The following is a 17,021-nucleotide window of genomic DNA, read 5'->3' on the forward strand; positions in this document are numbered from 1 at the left end:
AGAAAGCAGGTACCTTTTCGGAGAAAGAGGGTACCTTTCGGGACACTGATCGGTGTCGGCGCAGCGCGCCCCGTCGAGTTTAACCGGAGGTTTCGTCCGCGGCCTGCCACGGCCGGTGCAGCAGCATGGCGTCATCGACCAGCGTGTGAGCCCGCATGCGTCGCCCTGGCAGAACACCAGCGGCACCCTCTTTCCACCACTTCGGGCGCGGTGCGGACATGAGCATTAGGCTGAATTTCTGTGGAACCGGTATACGCGACCGTCATTCAGCTTGCCCGTTTGGCCTTTCGTATACAGGGCCTGAAGATCACCGTCATCGGCGTGGAGAACCTGCCTGCCAGCGGGGGCGCCGTCATCGCGATCAACCACACCGGCTACCTGGACTTCATGCTCGCCGGTTTGCCCGCCTACCAGCAGGGACTTGGCCGCAAGGTGCGATTCATGGCCAAGCAGGAGGTGTTCGACCAAAAGATCACCGGCCCGATCATGCGCAGCCTGCGACACATACCGGTGGACCGCGCATCCGGAGCCGCCTCCTATGAAGCCGCGGTCAAGAACCTGAAAGACGGTGAATGGGTCGGCGTGTATCCCGAAGCGACGATCAGCCGCAGCTTCGAGATCAAGGAGTTCAAGACAGGCGCTGCCCGGATGGCGGTCGAGGCCGGGGTGCCCATCATTCCGCACATCATCTGGGGTGCGCAGCGGATCTGGACCAAGGACCACCCCAAGAAGCTGTTCAGGCCGAAGGTGCCGATCACGGTGCTGGTGGGGGAGCCGATCGAGCCGACGCTGGGCATCGAGGAACTGAAAGGGCTGCTGCATTCACGGATGCAGCACCTGCTGGAGAGGGCGCAAGAGCAGTACGGGCCGCATCCGGCAGGGGAGTTCTGGGTGCCGCACCGGCTCGGCGGGGGTGCCCCGTCGATGGCTGAGGCGGCCCGCTTGGACCATGAGGAAGCATTGAGACGGGCGGCACGCCGCAATCAGCGGGCCGGAGCGCCGGAGTAGTGGCCGATGGCGGAACCGGTCTATCGCACGCTCGAGATAGTTGCCCGGCTGCTCGTCAGGGCCAACGGCACCCCGATCACCTACACCGGCGAAGAGAACATCCCTGACCACGGCGGGGCCGTGATCGCGATCAACCACACCAGCTACGTCGATTGGTTACCGGCGGCGCTGGCGGTGTATCACCGGGGCCGGCGGATGCGGTTCATGATCAAGGCCGAGATGCAAGAGGTGAAGGTGGTCAACTTCCTGATCAAGCACACCAAGACCATCCCGGTTGACCGGGGAGCCGGGGCGGGCGCGTACACCGCCGCGGTGCAGCGGCTACGCGAAGGAGAGCTGGTCGGCGTCTATCCGGAGGCCACCATCAGCCGCAGCTTCGAGCTCAAGGAATTCAAGTCCGGTGCGGCGCGAATGGCCGTCGAGGCGGATGTGCCGATCGTCCCCATGATTGTCTGGGGTGCACAGCGGATTTGGACCAAGGATCATCCAAGGCAATTGGGCCGCAAGAAGATACCCGTAGCGGTACAGGTGGGGGTGCCGTTGCGGCCCGCCTCGGACATCCCCACGACCAATGCAGCGCTGCGGGAGTCCATGACCGCGCTGCTGGACCAGGTGCAGCAGCGTTACCCTCATCCGGGCGGCGAGTACTGGGTGCCGCGCCGGCTGGGAGGCGGCGCCCCGACGCTGGAGGAAGCGGCTCAGACGGAGGCTGAAGAGCTGGCGGCCAAAGCGGCCGGCCGTGCCCAGCATCCGGTGCAGACGCAGCAGGAGAAGCCATGGCAGAACCGATCTTCCGGATGACGGAACTTCGCAGCGAAGGCGAACAGTCCTGACGACACCACCGCCGCCAGCGCTCATCGCCTGCGACGTCGACGGCACCTTATTCGACGACGACGAAACCATCAGTCCGCGGACCCGCGCGGCGGTGCACGCCGCAGTAGGTGGAGGTGCGCACTTCATCCTCGCGACCGGCCGTCCGCCACGGTGGGTGCGCCCGGTCGTCAACGCGCTCGGTTTCGCACCCATGGCGGTGTGCGCCAACGGTGCGGTCATCTACGATCCGTCGACGGACCGGGTGATCACGGCGCGCACGCTGTCCGTAGCCGCGCTGGCCGAGTTGGCTGAGATCGCAACCCAGGCCATTCCTGGCGCCGGGCTGGCCGTCGAGCGCATCGGTGAGCGCGCCCACGACACCGCGACGCCGCAGTTCGTCAGCTCGCCGGGCTACGAGCACGCCTGGCTCAATCCGGACAACACCGAGGTCTCTATCCCGGACCTGCTCAGCGCGCCGGCGATCAAGTTGCTGATCCGCAAGAGTGGTGCCCGCAGCTCGGACATGGCCGCCGAATTGGTCAAGCACATGGGAACCGAAGGCGAAATCACCTACTCGACCAACAACGGGCTGGTAGAGATCGTGCCGTCGGGAATCAGCAAGGCCAGCGGTGTAGCGGAGGTCGCCGCCCCGCTGGGGATAACCGATGGCGAGGTGCTGGCGTTCGGCGACATGCCCAACGACCTGCCGATGCTGGTGCGGGCAGGCTTGGGCGTGGCCATGGGCAATGCCCATCCCGATGTGCTGAGCGCCGCGGACGAGGTGACCGCACCCAACACCGACGACGGTGTCGCGCGGGTGCTCGAGCGATGGTGGCAATAGATCCTGCGATCAGGTCTGGTTTCGCTATCGCCCAACGATGCGGCAATGTGGGAGACTGCCGGTCGTGCCAGAAGACCCGCCGCCGGAAAGCCGGAATGAACGGGGCGGCTCGGACGAGGAATCGGCGTTTCCCAAGTCGCTGCCGCCGATCCCTGGCGCGAGTCAGGACCCCGCCATCTCGCTGCCGCCGATCCCTGCCTTTGGGGAGCAACCCCAGCCGGTGAACCCGGTGTGGCTGTCATCGGGGGCGGGGGAGACGGAGCCGGACGAACCCGGCACCTTCGCATCCGGCGGCAGCATGAAGTCTCAGGATGCCGCGACCACGCGGCCGCGCCCGGCGACGCCCGCCGAACTGCGTGCCCGGGAGAAGTACGAGAAGAAGCAGCGCGAGATCGAAGAGGCGCGCCTCGCCGCGGAGGAGAAGCGGAAGAAGCGGAACCGCCGACTGATCGGCGCCGGCGCCGGCGTCGGGGTGGTGGGCGTGGTGGCGGGCCTCGGATATTGGGCATTGTCGTCACCCACCGTCTACGCGCAATGCGTGCGCGACGACCCGAATGGCCAGCCGGTGATCGTGCCGGACAGCTACTGCACCGGACACACGTCTGGCCTCAACGGCTTCTTCTACTACGGAGGACATCAGTACCGGTACTACTACGGCAGCTCGGGCGGCATCGGTGCGCGACCGTTCGGCGGCACGACGACGCGACCGTCGGGGCCGACGATCAAGACGCGGTCGGGCACCACCATTCAGCGCGGCGGCCTGGGCGGCAAATTCGGCGGAAGCAGGGGCGGCGGTTCGTGAAGCGCTGCCGCACAGACCCGCGCCCCAAGTGGCGTTCGATCGTCGAATCGCAAGGGCTGGTGTACGGTACGCCGGCTCGTGACGCGCGGGGCAGGGACCGTCCCTATTGGGACGAGTCGGTCTACTACGAATTCGACATGGACGAGATCCTGGCGCTGGAAGCCGACGTCGAATTGCTGCACTCGATGTGCCTCAACGCCGTCGAGCAAGTGGTGTTGATGGAGCGGTACGCGGATTTCGGTCTGCCGGAATGGAGTTGGCAAGCCGTCGCCGAATCTTGGCGCCGCTCAGACCCACACGTGTACGGCCGATTCGACTTGCGCTATGACGGTCGCAGGCCGGCGGTGCTGCTGGAGTACAACGCCGATACGCCAACCACGCTGCTGGAAGCCGCGATCCTGCAGTGGTATTGGCTCAAGGACAAATTCCCGGACGACGACCAATGGAACTCGTTGCACGAGCAGCTGGTTGATCGCTGGAAGGTGGTCGGTGATGCGCTGCCCAGCGCCGAGCTGCACTTCACCTGGTCGGGTGTGGAAGCGACCGGCGAGGACCAGATCACCACCACCTACATGCAGGAAACCGCCGCCGAAGCGGGTTTTCAGACGATCGGGTTGATGATCGAAGACCTCGGTTGGGATTCGGCGCTGGAACGGTTCGTCGACTTGGAAGAGGACCCGATCCACGCCGTCTTCAAGCTTTACCCCTGGGAGTGGGTGCTTGACGACGAGTTCGGCAGGCACGTCGCTGCCAGCCTGCCGCAGACCATGTGGGTCGAACCGCTGTGGAAGACGCTGTTGTCCAACAAGGCGATCCTGGCTGTGCTGTGGGAGATGTACCCCGGCCACCCCAACCTGCTGCCGGCTTACCTTGACGACCCGCACGAGCTGACCGAATACGTGCGCAAGCCCAAGCTCGGCCGCGAAGGCGCGAACATCACCATCGTCGGGGCCGGACTCGAGACCGCTACCGGCGGGGTCTACGGCGAAGAGGGGTTCGTCTACCAACTGCTGGATCCACTGCCCGAGTTCGACGACATGCGACCCGCGTTGGGCGCCTGGCTCGTCGGCGATTCGGCGGCCGGGCTCGGCATCCGCGAAACCGCCGGATTAGTGACCGACGACGGCGCAGCTTTTGTCCCGCACCGGATTCCACTGAATAACGGGCAATAACTGGCAATGAATGGAGTTGATCATCGATGACGACAACTAGCGTTGCGCTGTCGGGCTACTGGGACGCGGGTTACTGGAATGTGCTGGGCCGCGGGGTCTACGCGATCATTTTGTACTCGATCGTCGGCCTGGTGCTGATGATCGTCGGGTTCTACGCAATCGACCTCACCACTCCGGGGCCATTGCGCAAGATGGTCGACGCGGGAAAGCCGAACGCTATTGTCGTCGCCGCCGCGGGCATGGTCAGCATGGCGCTGATCGTGGTGCTGGCGATATACGCGTCTTCGGGCAAGCTGGTCGAAGGGCTGGTGGGGTCAGCCATTTTCGGGATCGTTGGGATCATCGCGCAGGTGGTGATGATGCGGATCGCCACGCTTGTGATCGGGATCGACATGAACTCATTGTTCGAGTCGGATGAGTTCAGCTATGACTCACTCATGGTCGCGGCCTCGCAGTTCGCACTTGGCATTGTGGTTGCGGTGGCGATTCTGTAATCGGTGCACGCGCGGCGTACCGGCGCTATCACATCTCTGAGCCGGCACGCGCCTCTTCTCCGGTGATGAAAGTGGCCGGCGGTGTAGCGGGATGCTATTGCCGGCCACAGCCCATGTCCCGCAATGTCTTTGGTGGGACCGTAGCAGCGACCAGCGAGTCGGCATCGATGGTCAGCGGTTGGTACGGCAGCGTCGCCAACCGCGCGGACATGACCGCAACGGGGTCCCCGGTGAATCCGGCCAGCCCGGACAGAAACGCCCATTCGTGCTCGTCGCTGCCGAAATAGACGACGGTGTCGAAGGTTTCGTGAAATCGCCGCCACGACGACTGCAGGGACGCGTTGCGCCACAGTGTCGGGCAGCCGGCCTGGAAGACAACGACGCTACCGATACCACGGCACGTTCGCAGGAAGTCGCCTGCATATAGCCGGTTATGCTGCGCGGGCTCGGTACGCTCGTCGGGAAGGTCGACAACGACGATGTCGTAGCGGGCAGTGCACCGCTCGGCAAAGCTCGATCCGTCGCAGTAAAGCATGGTGACAGGGCCGATTCCGCCTTCCGCCCTACGTAATTCGTCGCTCGTATAGCCGTAGGGCAGGTGCTCCGCGCACAGCCGCACCGCTTCGCGGTCGATGTCGACATGGTCGACATGTGTGGCGCCGGCTGCCACCGCCAGCTGACTCACCACCCCTTCTCCGGAGCCGATGACAAGCACCCGTTCGATCTTGTCCGCCAGCAGCAACGCCGGCACCAACAGGGCCTCGTGGTAGACGAGTTGACTGAAATCGGTGCTCTGCCGCTCGCCGTCGCTGAACAGCGCCACACCCTGAGTCGTGCGCCCGATCACCAGATGCTGGAACTCGGTGCGCGCGTCGCAAATGACCTCGGACAGATGCCAGCTTCGGGTTATGCCAGCTGCGATCGGTTCGACCACATCTGCGGCCGGGGCTTGTCCTTCGAAATACGTTAGCAACGGGGGGAATCCATTGAAGTCCGTCGACGCATAGCTGGCGGTGTAGGCGCCGGCGTCCTCGATTTCGACACGGTCACCGGCGGTTAGCGTGACCGGCAGCGGATACCGTTGGTAGAGCACATCATCGCCGTCGCAGGTCGGCCCGGCCAGCACGGCATCGCCGACGGGATCACCGTCGCGGTCGGTCCGTAGCCGGTATCGGATGTACTCGTTCTCGGTTTCTGCGAGGCCGCCGTAGCGGCCGATATCGAGGTACACCCAGCGCTTGCCATCGGTGCCGGCGCGAACCGACACCACCTCGGAGTGGATCAAGCCGGCCGAACCGACGATCACCCGTCCCGGTTCCACCACAAGCCTCGGTGGGCTGGAGCCGAAATAGCGTGTCAGCGCGGACAAGATCGACTCGGCCACCACTTCGAGTTCGGGCGCACCGGTCGCATACGGCAGCGGGAACCCACCGCCGATATTGATCGTCGAAAGCCCATCGAGCGTTTCGAAAATAGTTGCAGCACAGCGTATACCAAGGTCCCAAGCAGAAGGGTCCAATTGTTGTGAGCCGACATGGAAGCACACCCCCTCCGCTCGCAGTCCCAATCCGCGGGCGTGATCCAGTAAGGCGGCGGCATCGGCGGGAGAGCACCCGAACTTGTGTCCGAACGGCGTTACCGACGACGGAAACGTCGGCGCGATACGGCATTCCACCGCAGAGCCGGGGGCATGTGCGGCGATCGTGGCCACCCCGTCTTCGGTGTCGAACGCGAACCGGCGTACCCCGCGCGAATGCGCGCGAGCTACCTCAGAAGGCTTTTTGACGGTGTTGCCGAACGTCAGCAGACCGCCGTCGACACCCGCATTCGCACACGCGTCGACCTCGCCGACGGATGCGACGTCGAACTCCGCGCCCTCGCCCGCGAGCAGCCGCAGGACGGGTTCGGCCGGATTCGCCTTGACGGCGTAGCGGATCCGCGCGGCGGGCAGAGCCGATTGCAGCTTGCGGAGGTTCTCCCGTACCCGATCGAGATCGATGGTCAGATACGGCGTCTCGGGCACAGGTCGCAGCGTAATACGGGTCGTCGCACCGGGCGGTGCGGCCCTAGCCGGCCGGGTGCGTCGGAACCGAGAAGTGTTCGGACGGGACCGTCGGGCCGCTGGGGGGTTCCGTCGACAGCGACGTGGTGATGCCGTCTACCACCTCGGTGACGTTGCCGGTGAGGCGCTCGAAGTTCAACGTCCCGTGCTGGAAGTTCTGCGTGATCCGGAGCGGCTCTTGGATTTCGGCGCTGGTGGGCAACCCGAGCGGACCACGCTCGTAGCTCAGTGAGGCCCACGCGTCGTAGATCGCGCCGGTGACCGGCTCGGCGCCGATGCCGGGCGACCAGTACATCGCGCCCTTGGCGAACGTGACAAAACGGCTTGCGCCCAGCCCCGTCTCCTCTGTCGACGTCGGGGCGCCCAGCACGCTGTTCATGCCGCCGATCGCCTGCCAGTGTTCGTAGATCGCGCCACCCTGCAGTGCCTTGATCAGCTCCTCGGGCGGGTCATTGAAATGCGATGCGATATCCCGGATCTCGTCCATCAGTGCGTACGCCGCATTGCCCGGGCAGTCGGTGTTGCCGACGTCGCGGTGGGTGAAGATGGTGGGCAACTTCGCCACCGCCCCGACCGGAAATGTGGTGAAGTGACTGCCGGCCGACACGAGTTCCACCGTTGCCTTGGGGTCGACGTTGTCCATTCCCAGCCGCCAGCCCAGCAGCCGCCCCACGGCGCGGATCTGCAGCGACGTGGGCGGAACGTCGTCGAAGTTGCCGATCATGGCCACACCCCAGGTGCCGCGGTTGAATCCGCCGGTGTGGAAAGCCTCGACCGGTTTGGTGAGTCCGCCGGCACTGCCCTCGAACACCTGCCCGTATTTGTCGACGAGCGCGTTGTACGCGATGTCGCACCAGCCCAGTGTCTTGCTGTGGTAGGTGTAGATGGCCTTGACGATCCCCGCCGACTCTTGCGGCGAGTAGTCGTTGCTGCCCGCCGTGTGGTGGACTACCGCGGCGCGAATTCCGTTGTCGTACTGAGGCGTTCCGCACCGAAGTGACTCGTCGGCGCCCCACTCGGCGCGGCTGATGATGTTGGGGACCTGACCGGGCAGCACAGCCGTGGACGGTGCCGTCCAATGCGATCCGGCAGGCGCTTGCGGCGGGGAGATGAGGATGGCGGAGAGCGTCTGCCCAATGGGCTCTTCCTTGGTCGCCGGCCGATATCCCAGGCCGGGCTTGCCGGCATTCGGCGGTCCCGCCGGCGCTCGCGTCACCACCGCATCGATGGGTCGAGTGACCGCGATCTGCACCGCCTTGGTCGAGCCGACGAACACCGGATCGGTGCTGCCCGGTCCGCGCGGCTCGTCCGAGCCCGGTGAGTCGGGCGCTGAGGTTTGATACTCGGTCTGGTACCAGGGCCCCCAGGAACCGTCCGAGTGCTGCGCGCGCACCCGCGTCGAGGTGCCGGTCAAGTCGCCGGTCAACGCGACCAGAGAGAACGGTGTGTCTTGGGTGAGCTCGCGAATCGTCACACCGCCGCCGAGCCCGACCAGCGGCCGCTCGGAAAGGAGGGTGTCGTCGGCCGGAGGTGCCTCAGGAGGGCTTTGGCGGATCGCGCCCACCAGCCACGTGACGATCACGACGGTCGCCGCGATAGCGGTCAGCAACATCGTGGGTGCGCGGCTGCGAGACGGCACCAGGCGATGTTACGCGTGTGCCTATTGTTATTTCTGAGCCGACACGGTATATCGGCGCAGAAAATGCGAGGGCTGTTCGACGGCACCGCAGAGATTGTTGCTGGCCGGATTGTCAGATACCGGCTTCAGTGCGACTCTGCGGTGCCGTCAGGTGACAAGTCCCGTTATCTCTTAGCTCGTGGGCAGGGCCTCGACTGGCGCGGACGTCAGGGTGGGCACGGCCCCCGCCGCGGCGGGAAGGCCGGCAGCGGCTGGTAGGGCGCCGGCAGCGCCCGCCGCACCCGGTAGCGCGGCGCCCGGTAGTGCGCCCGCAGCACCCGGGAGCGCAGCGCCGGGCAGTCCGGCACCCTGCAAGCCCGCGGGCAACGACGGCGCCGGGATGCCACCGGCCGGCAGGCCGGCACCCGGCGCACCTGCGGCGCCGCCCTGCATGCCCTGCGTGATCGCCGGCAACACCATGCCCTTGAGCAGGTCGATGGCCTGACTGGCGCCCAGCTGGTTGGCGGCTTGCATCAGGTCGTTGACCAGCCCGCCGCCACCGCTTGGTGCGGCGGCCGCGGCGGGAGAAGTCCCCGGCAGTCCGCCCAGCGACGACGGGTCGCCCAGGATCGGGTAGGTGCCGTCGGCCCCCGGGTCCAATCCGGCTCCCGGCGAGGTGATCGGCACCTCACCAGGAGCGGCGATCGGCGAGCCTATCGCCGGATTCGCAGCCCCCGGAGTCGCCACGCCCGGTGCCACGCCGGCCGGACTGGTCAGCGCGGGGTTCGGTAGTGCGGGGTTCACCCCTGCGGCTGGCGTCGGCGCCGTCGGCGTCAGAGGGCCGCCAGGCGTGGCGAGCGAACCCGGCGTAGTACCGGTCAGACCCGGACTGGTCAAACCGGGCGTCCCGGTCAGGCCCGGACTGGTCAGGCCAGGCGTACCGGTCAGACCGGGGCTGGTCAGGCCAGGCGAGCTGGTCAGGCCGGGGGTCAGGGGGCTGGTCAGGGCGGGGCTGGCCAAGCTCGGACTGGCGCCGCCGCCCCCGGTGATGCTCGGCACGTTCGGCAAGTTGATGCCGAACTGCGACAGCCCCTGCGACAGGGCGCCGATCAGCTCATTGGGCAGGTCGCTGATCTGAGCGGCCTGCTTGAAGTCGTGGTGCTCGGTCGGCTTGCTGGTCGCGGTCGATTCGTAAACAAGAAAATATGCGCAAGGACTTGCGACTGCCAGGGCGGCGGCCGCGCTCAAGGCTGTAGAAAGCTTGCGTCGGCGTCGGTTCGGCACGGAAGTCTCCTCAATCTGGCCCTCAATCGGGACTATGTGTTGTGCGGTCCGTCTCTGCCCGTCATGCACGGCGTGAACCTCACACGATCGATGGTACGAGTGTGCTTGCTGTGACTAGAGTGGCGATATCGAATCGTGAGGCAATCGCGACCTTGCCTGTTGCATTGAGATGTGGCGGTCCGACGGCACTTCGCAGCGGCAGAAGTCGGCCTGCCGCGAGTTGTCAAATCGGGTTTTGGCAGCAAGGTCGGATACCCTAGGCAACCGATGACAGCTCGTTTCGACCTATTCGTCGTCGGTTCCGGATTCTTCGGCTTGACGGTGGCCGAGCGCGCGGCTACTCAACTCGGGAAGCGCGTGCTCGTCGTCGAGCGCCGCCCGCACATCGGTGGCAACGCGTACTCCGAGGCGGAGCCGCAGACCGGCATCGAGGTCCACAAGTACGGTGCCCACCTGTTCCACACCTCTAATAAGAGGGTGTGGGACTACGTGCGCCAGTTCACCGAATTCACCAACTACCAGCACCGGGTGTTTGCCATGCACAACGGCCAGGCCTACCAGTTCCCGATGGGACTGGGCCTGGTCTCGCAGTTCTTCGGCCGGTACTTCACCCCTGACGAGGCACGAGCGCTCATTTCCGAGCAGGCCGCCGAGATCGACACCGCCGACGCGCAGAACCTCGAGGAGAAGGCCATCTCTTTGATCGGGCGGCCGCTCTACGAGGCGTTCGTCAAGGGTTACACCGCCAAGCAGTGGCAGACCGACCCCAAGGAGCTGCCGGCGGCCAACATCACCCGGTTGCCGGTGCGCTACACCTTCGACAACCGGTACTTCAGCGACACCTACGAGGGCCTGCCGGCCGACGGCTACACGGCCTGGCTGACCAGGATGGCCGCCGACGACCGCATCGACGTGCGGCTGAACACCGACTGGTTCGACGTCCGCGAACAGCTGCGCGCCGACAGTCCCGATGCGCCGGTGATCTACACCGGCCCCCTCGATCGGTACTTCGACTACGCCGAAGGCCGACTGGGCTGGCGCACACTGGACTTCGAGGTGGAGGTGCTACCGATCGGGGATTTCCAGGGCACGCCGGTGATGAACTACAACGACCTCGACGTGCCCTACACCCGCATCCACGAGTTCCGGCACTTCCACGCCGAACGCGACTACCCGACCGACAAGACGGTGATCATGCGGGAGTACTCCCGGTTCGCCGATGACGACGACGAGCCCTACTATCCGATCAATACCGAGGCCGATCGCGCCCTGTTGGCCGCCTACCGGGCGAGGGCTAAGTCCGAGACCGCGTCATCGAAGGTACTGTTCGGCGGACGGCTGGGCACCTATCAATATCTGGACATGCACATGGCCATTGCCAGCGCTCTGAATATGTACGACAACGTCCTCGCGCCGCACCTGCGCGACGGCGCCCCCCTGGTCGGTGAGGGTGGGCGCGAATGAGCCGCGCCGGCGACGATGTAGTGGGGGCGCCCCCAGCCGCGCAGCTGCGAGGGGGACGCAGCGATGAGAAGGAGCGGCGCCAATGACTGCGGTGAGCCTGCTGTCCCGGATCATCCTGCCGAGACCCGGTGAACCCCTCGACGTGCGCAAGCTGTACCTGGAGGAGTCGGCCACCAACTCCCGGCGCGCGCACGCGACCAGCCGCACCTCGCTGGAGATCGGCAAAGAGTCCGAGGTCTCGTTCGCCACATACTTCAACGCGTTCCCGGCCAGCTACTGGCGACGCTGGACGATCTGCAAGTCGGTGGTGTTGCGCGTCGAACTGACCGGAACCGGCCGCGTCGATGTGTACCGGACCAAGGCGACCGGGGTGCGGATCTCTGTGGAGGGCCGCCAGTTCGTGGGCACCGACGATCAGCCGGCCATCGTCGAGATAGAGGTGCCGCTCAAGTCGTTCGAGGACGGCGGCTGGATCTGGTTCGACATCACTACCGACACCGCGGTCAATTTGGTGAGTGGAGGGTGGTACGCGACGGAACCTGCTCCTGGCACGGCCAACATTGCCGTCGGTATTCCGACCTTCAACCGCCCCGCCGACTGTGTCAATGCGCTAGCTGACCTCACCGCGGATCCATTGGTGGACAAGGTAATTGGTGCGGTGATCGTGCCGGATCAGGGCGTCCGCAAGGTGCGCGATCACCCCGATTTTCCGGCAGCGGCCGCGGGGTTGGGTGATCGGCTCTCCATGCACGACCAGCCCAATCTCGGCGGTTCCGGCGGCTACAGCCGGGTGATGTATGAGGCGTTGAAAAACACTGACTGCCAACAGATTCTGTTCATGGACGATGATATCCGCATCGAGCCAGACACGATCCTGCGCGTCCTGGCGATGAACCGCTTCGCCAAGACGCCGATGCTGATCGGCGGTCAGATGCTCAACCTGCAGGAGCCGTCACACCTGCACATCATGGGCGAGGTCGTCAACCAGTCGAACTTCATGTGGACCGCCGCCCCGCACGCCGAGTACGACCACAACTTCGCCGAACACCCGTTGAACGACAAGACCGAGCGCAGCGCGCTGCTACACCGGCGCATCGATGTCGACTTCAACGGCTGGTGGACGTGCATGATCCCGCGGCAGGTCGCCGAGGAGCTGGGACAGCCGCTACCGCTGTTCATCAAATGGGACGACGCCGAATACGGCCTGCGCGCTGGCGAGAACGGTTACCCGACGGTCACCCTGCCCGGTGCCGCGATCTGGCACATGGCCTGGAGCGACAAGGATGACGCCATCGACTGGCAGGCCTATTTCCACCTGCGCAATCGGCTGGTGGTGGCGGCCATGCATTGGGACGGTGACATCGGCGGCCTGATCCGCAGCCACCTCAAGGCGACCCTGAAACATCTTGCCTGCCTGGAATATTCGACCGTGGCCATCCAGAACAAAGCCATCGACGACTTCCTCGCCGGCCCCGAGCACATCTTTTCGATCCTGGAATCGGCGCTGCCGGAAGTGCATCGCATCCGCAAGGAATTTCCGGACGCCGTCGTGCTGCCGGCCGCCAGCGAGCTGCCCGCGCCGTTGCACAAGACCAAGGCGATGAAGCCGCCGGTGAATCCACTGGTGATCGGCTACCGGCTGGCCCGCGGAACGCTGCACAACATCAAGGCCGCCGACCCGGCCCACCATCGGCGCCCGGAGTACAACGTGCCGACTCAGGACGCCCGCTGGTTCCGGCTGTGCACCGTCGACGGTGTCACCGTCACGACGGCCGACGGCTGCGGCGTGGTGTACCGGCAACGCGATCGGTCCAAGATGTTCTCGCTGCTGTTCGCGTCGCTGCGCCGTCAGCGCCGGCTGGCGCGGCGGTTCGACGAGATGCGCCGCGTGTACCGGGACGCATTGCCCGTGCTATCCAGCAAACAGAAGTGGGAGACGGCTCTCTTGCCGGCAGGCTCGGCAGCAAATCACGAGCCGAGAAATGCCTGAACCGGGGCCGCCGAGCGGCGAAGTGGCCGCGATGGTGGCCATTCAGTCGGCGCTGGGCGACCGGCCCGGCGTGCTGACCGCCGCCCGTGGGCTGTCGCATTTCGGCGAGCACAGCATCGGCTGGGTAGCCATCTCGCTGCTGGGGGCGGCGCTGATACCGAGGCACCGCCGGGAGTGGCTGGTGGCCGGGGCCGGGGCGTTCGTCGCGCATGCCGCGGCGGTGCTGATCAAGCGGGTGGTGCGGCGCAAACGGCCGAACCATCCGGCCGTCGCGGTGAACGTCGGCACACCCAGTCAGCTGAGCTTTCCGTCGGCGCACGCGACCTCCACCACGGCCGCGGCAATCCTTTTGGGCCGCGCCACCGGACTGCCCCTGCCGATTGTGCTGGTGCCTCCGATGGCTCTCTCGCGGGTGTTGGCCGGGGTGCACTATCCCAGCGACGTCGCCGCCGGGATCGCCTTGGGCGCCGCGGTGGCGGGCACCGCCGTCCGGCTCGACAGGGGCAGGGCATGAGTGACACGAATGAACACGTGGTGACCAGACCTCCGGGGAACCTGGTCACCGGCGTGATCAAAGCGATCCGCCCGCGGCAATGGGTGAAGAACGTGCTGGTGCTGGCCGCGCCGGTGGCTGCGGCCGGCCGCGGTCACCGCTACGACTACGGCCAGCTGGGAATCCAGGTGGCCGTCGCCTTCGTAGTGTTCAGCCTGGCGGCGTCGTCCATCTACCTGATCAACGACGTCCGCGACGTCGAGGCCGACCGCGAACACCCCACCAAGCGGTATCGCCCGATCGCCGCCGGCGTGGTGCCCGAGTGGCTGGCCTACGCGCTCGCCGTGGGGCTCGCTGTGGCGTCACTCGGCCTGGCCTGGTGGTTGAGGCCGAGTCTGGCGGTGGTGATGGCGGTCTACATCGCCATGCAGCTGGCCTACTGTTTCGGCCTCAAACACCAAGCGGTGCTTGACATCTGCATCTTGTCGTCGGCCTATCTGCTGCGGGCCATCGCCGGCGGTGCAGCGACGGACATCTCGCTGTCCCAGTGGTTCCTGCTCTCCGCTGCGTTCGCGTCCTTGTTCATGGGTGCCGGCAAGCGCTACGCCGAGCTGCAACTCGCCGAACGTACCGGGGCCGCCATCCGCAAATCCCTGGAAAGCTATACGGGCACTTATCTGCGATTCGTGTGGACGTTGTCGGCCACCGCCGTGGTGATGTGCTACGGGTTGTGGGCCTTTGAACGTGACCACGGCTCGGGCTCCTGGTTCGCGGTGACGATGGTGCCGTTCACCATCGCGATCCTGCGATACGCGGTGGACGTCGACGGCGGCCTGGCCGGGGAGCCCGAGGACATTGCGCTGCGCGACCGGGTCCTGCAGTTCCTGTTCTTGGCGTGGATCGCAACGGTTGGAGCCGCCGTTGCCTTCGGCTAGCCCGATATCCGCCCGCCTGAAGGCCGTAACCGGGCCGCTGCGCCTCGATGGCCTGAAGAACCTGAACCCGGCCGTCCTGCGCCGCCGGCCGGTGGTCCGACGGCCCGTCCGGCCGGTGTTCCGCTACCACCGGGTGGTCCGAATCAGCCTGTGGAGCAGCGTGGCGGTGGTCGTCGTCTTGTTCGGCTGGGGGGCGTGGCAACGCCGCTGGATCGCCGACGACGGGCTGATCGTGCTGCGCACCGTGCGAAACCTGTTGGCCGGCAACGGTCCGGTGTTCAACAAGGGCGAGCGGGTAGAGGCCAACACCTCCACGCTGTGGACCTATCTGATGTACGTGGGCAGTTGGGTCGGCGGGCCGATGCGCATGGAATACGTGGCGCTGGCGCTGGCGCTGATGCTCTCTTTGCTGGGAGTTGCCCTGCTGATGCTGGGTGCGGGCCGCTTGTATGCGCCCAGCCTGCGGGGCCGCAGGGCGATCATGCTGCCCGCCGGTGCCTTGGTCTACATCGCGCTGCCACCCGCGCGTGACTTCGCCACCTCCGGTCTGGAAAGCGGCCTGGTGCTGGCCTATCTGGGTTTGCTGTGGTGGATGATGGTTTGTTGGTCGCAACCGCTGCGCAACCGCACGGGCAACCCGTGGTTCCTAGCCGCGCTGGCCTTTGTCGCGGGGCTGAGCGTGCTGGTGCGGCCCGAGCTGGCCCTGATGGGCGGCCTGGCGCTGATCATGATGCTGATCGCGGCGCGTACCTGGCAGCGCCGGGTGCTGATCGTGGTGGCGGGCGGTTTTCTGCCGGTCGTTTACCAGATCTTCCGGATGGGCTACTACGGCCTGCTGGTGCCCGGAACCGCTCTGGCCAAGGACGCTGCCGGCGACAAGTGGTCGCAGGGCATGACGTATCTGTCGAATTTCAATGCGCCATATGCGCTTTGGGCGCCCGTTGTGCTGCTGGTGCCGCTCGGGCTGCTGTTGATGGTGGCCCGACGGCGGCCGTCGTTCCTGCGGCCGCTGGAGGCGCCGAACTACGGCAGGCTGGCCCGGGCCGTGCAGAGCCCGCCGGCCGCGGTGGCCTTCGTCCTCGTCAGCGGACTCCTTCAGGCGCTCTACTGGATCCGGCAGGGCGGCGACTTCATGCACGCCAGGGTTTTGCTGGCGCCGCTATTTTGTTTGCTGGCACCGGTGGCGGTCATTCCGGTGACGCTTCCCGACCAGAAAGATTTCACCAGCGAGACAGGTAACTGGCTGGCCGCCGCCGCGGCCGGGGTCTTGTGGCTCGGTGTCGCGGGCTGGTCGTTGTGGGCGGCCAACTCGCCCGGAATGGGTGACGACGCCACCCGCGTCACCTATTCCGGGATCGTCGACGAACGCCGCTTCTATGCCCAGGCGACCGGGCACGCGCATCCGCTCACCGCCGCCGACTATCTCGACTACCCGAGGATGGCTGCCGTCCTGACCGCGATCAACAACACTCCCGAGGGGGCGTTGCTGCTGCCGTCGGGCAACTACACCCAGTGGGATCTGGTGCCGGTGATCCCGCCGGGCAGCGCGACGGGGATTCCCTCGGCCCAAAAGCCGCAGCACGCAGTGTTTTTCACCAACCTCGGCATGTTGGGCATGAACGTGGGGCTCGACGTCCGGGTGATCGACCAGATCGGGCTGGCGAATCCGCTTGCGCAGCACACCGATCGGCTCAAGCATGGCCGGATCGGCCACGACAAGAACCTTTTCCCGGACTGGGTGGTGGCCGACGGTCCGTGGGTGAAGGTGTATCCGGGGATTCCTGGCTACCTCGATCAGCAATGGGTCGCCGAAGCCGTCGCGGCGTTGCAATGCCCCGAGACCAAGGCGGTGCTGAACTCGGTGCGTGGGCCGATGACCCTGCACCGGTTCGTGTCGAATTTCGTTAACTCCTATGAATTCACCATGTATCGCATCGACCGTGTTCCGCTCTACGAACTCGTCAGGTGCGGGCTCGAAGTGCCCGACACGGGGCCGCCGCGGCCGCACGATTGACGGCGTGGCGTGCGGCGTGGCGGGCTTCGCC

At 66.0% G+C, this 17,021-nt stretch carries 15 protein-coding genes; 11 read left to right on the forward strand and 4 right to left on the reverse strand.

Annotated elements, in window-relative coordinates; translation table 11 throughout:
• Nucleotides 1-79: 79 nt before the first annotated feature.
• Nucleotides 80-220, reverse strand: coding sequence for a hypothetical protein (locus A9W99_RS26695; protein ID WP_156623201.1), 141 nt, complete (start codon nt 218-220; stop codon nt 80-82).
• A 20-nt stretch (nt 221-240) separates the two neighbouring features.
• On the opposite strand from A9W99_RS26695, the gene A9W99_RS19930 reads away from it, so the two are divergent.
• The 6 genes from A9W99_RS19930 (at nt 241) to A9W99_RS19955 (ending at nt 5,130) form a co-directional block, all read left to right on the forward strand.
• Nucleotides 241-1,008, forward strand: coding sequence for a 1-acyl-sn-glycerol-3-phosphate acyltransferase (locus A9W99_RS19930; RefSeq protein ID WP_067382122.1), 768 nt, complete (start codon nt 241-243; stop codon nt 1,006-1,008).
• A 6-nt stretch (nt 1,009-1,014) separates the two neighbouring features.
• The gene (locus tag A9W99_RS19935) at nt 1,015-1,809 is read left to right on the forward strand and encodes a 1-acyl-sn-glycerol-3-phosphate acyltransferase (protein WP_067382125.1); all 795 of its coding nucleotides are present in this window, start codon (nt 1,015-1,017) and stop codon (nt 1,807-1,809) included.
• 28 nt (nt 1,810-1,837) lie between these two features.
• Entirely contained in the window at nt 1,838-2,662 is an 825-nt protein-coding gene (locus tag A9W99_RS19940; RefSeq protein WP_067382247.1) for a Cof-type HAD-IIB family hydrolase, read from the forward strand.
• Between the two features lie 64 nt (nt 2,663-2,726).
• Entirely contained in the window at nt 2,727-3,464 is a 738-nt protein-coding gene (locus tag A9W99_RS19945; RefSeq protein WP_253870096.1) for a hypothetical protein, read from the forward strand.
• Nucleotides 3,461-4,636: a glutathionylspermidine synthase family protein gene (locus A9W99_RS19950; protein WP_067382129.1), complete on the forward strand. Its 1,176-nt coding sequence runs from the start codon at nt 3,461-3,463 to the stop codon at nt 4,634-4,636. The genes A9W99_RS19945 and A9W99_RS19950 overlap by 4 nt, the downstream gene beginning before the upstream one ends.
• A gap of 26 nt (nt 4,637-4,662) precedes the next feature.
• Nucleotides 4,663-5,130 (forward strand): DUF350 domain-containing protein, encoded by a 468-nt coding sequence (locus A9W99_RS19955; RefSeq protein WP_067382132.1) that lies wholly within the window; start codon nt 4,663-4,665, stop codon nt 5,128-5,130.
• A gap of 94 nt (nt 5,131-5,224) precedes the next feature.
• Here the strand turns inward: A9W99_RS19955 and A9W99_RS27385 are convergent, their stop codons facing one another.
• The 3 genes from A9W99_RS27385 to A9W99_RS19970 all read right to left on the reverse strand — a co-directional run bounded on the left by A9W99_RS27385 (nt 5,225) and on the right by A9W99_RS19970 (nt 10,094).
• Nucleotides 5,225-7,153 (reverse strand): alanine racemase, encoded by a 1,929-nt coding sequence (locus A9W99_RS27385; RefSeq protein WP_067382134.1) that lies wholly within the window; start codon nt 7,151-7,153, stop codon nt 5,225-5,227.
• A gap of 43 nt (nt 7,154-7,196) precedes the next feature.
• A complete protein-coding gene (locus tag A9W99_RS19965; protein WP_216639744.1) occupies nt 7,197-8,831 on the reverse strand; it encodes an LGFP repeat-containing protein in 1,635 nt (544 codons plus the stop codon).
• A gap of 171 nt (nt 8,832-9,002) precedes the next feature.
• Nucleotides 9,003-10,094 (reverse strand): PirG, encoded by a 1,092-nt coding sequence (locus tag A9W99_RS19970; RefSeq protein WP_172828917.1) that lies wholly within the window; start codon nt 10,092-10,094, stop codon nt 9,003-9,005.
• Nucleotides 10,095-10,361: 267 nt separating this feature from the next.
• Here A9W99_RS19970 and glf point away from each other — a divergent pair, with 267 nt between their 5' ends.
• The 5 genes from glf to aftB all read left to right on the forward strand — a co-directional run bounded on the left by glf (nt 10,362) and on the right by aftB (nt 16,990).
• Nucleotides 10,362-11,558, forward strand: coding sequence for a UDP-galactopyranose mutase (gene glf, locus A9W99_RS19975; protein WP_067382142.1), 1,197 nt, complete (start codon nt 10,362-10,364; stop codon nt 11,556-11,558).
• Nucleotides 11,559-11,640: 82 nt separating this feature from the next.
• On the forward strand, nt 11,641-13,548 hold the full coding sequence (locus A9W99_RS19980; protein WP_067382145.1) for a glycosyltransferase: 1,908 nt from the start codon (nt 11,641-11,643) through the stop codon (nt 13,546-13,548).
• On the forward strand, nt 13,541-14,062 hold the full coding sequence (locus tag A9W99_RS19985; protein WP_067382148.1) for a phosphatase PAP2 family protein: 522 nt from the start codon (nt 13,541-13,543) through the stop codon (nt 14,060-14,062). The genes A9W99_RS19980 and A9W99_RS19985 overlap by 8 nt, the downstream gene beginning before the upstream one ends.
• Nucleotides 14,059-14,976, forward strand: a complete 918-nt coding sequence (locus A9W99_RS19990) for a decaprenyl-phosphate phosphoribosyltransferase (RefSeq protein WP_067382151.1) — start codon at nt 14,059-14,061, stop codon at nt 14,974-14,976. The genes A9W99_RS19985 and A9W99_RS19990 overlap by 4 nt, the downstream gene beginning before the upstream one ends.
• Nucleotides 14,951-16,990: a terminal beta-(1->2)-arabinofuranosyltransferase gene (gene aftB / locus A9W99_RS19995; RefSeq protein ID WP_082930115.1), complete on the forward strand. Its 2,040-nt coding sequence runs from the start codon at nt 14,951-14,953 to the stop codon at nt 16,988-16,990. Before A9W99_RS19990 ends, aftB begins: the two co-directional genes overlap by 26 nt.
• The last annotated feature ends 31 nt before the right edge of the window (nt 16,991-17,021 follow it).

Source organism: Mycobacterium sp. 1164966.3 (assembly GCF_001665395.1).
Taxonomy (GTDB): Bacteria; Actinomycetota; Actinomycetes; order Mycobacteriales; family Mycobacteriaceae; genus Mycobacterium.

Bases quoted from the DNA above. Each gene is read 5' to 3' on its own strand.
- A9W99_RS19985 (WP_067382148.1), top strand. From the start codon at position 13,541: ATGCCTGAACCGGGGCCGCCGAGCGGCGAAGTGGCCGCGATGGTGGCC.
- A9W99_RS26695 (WP_156623201.1), bottom strand. From the start codon at position 220: ATGTCCGCACCGCGCCCGAAGTGGTGGAAAGAGGGTGCCGCTGGTGTT.
- A9W99_RS19935 (WP_067382125.1), top strand. From the start codon at position 1,015: ATGGCGGAACCGGTCTATCGCACGCTCGAGATAGTTGCCCGGCTGCTC.
- A9W99_RS19955 (WP_067382132.1), top strand. From the start codon at position 4,663: ATGACGACAACTAGCGTTGCGCTGTCGGGCTACTGGGACGCGGGTTAC.
- glf (WP_067382142.1), top strand. From the start codon at position 10,362: ATGACAGCTCGTTTCGACCTATTCGTCGTCGGTTCCGGATTCTTCGGC.
- A9W99_RS19980 (WP_067382145.1), top strand. From the start codon at position 11,641: ATGACTGCGGTGAGCCTGCTGTCCCGGATCATCCTGCCGAGACCCGGT.
- A9W99_RS19990 (WP_067382151.1), top strand. From the start codon at position 14,059: ATGAGTGACACGAATGAACACGTGGTGACCAGACCTCCGGGGAACCTG.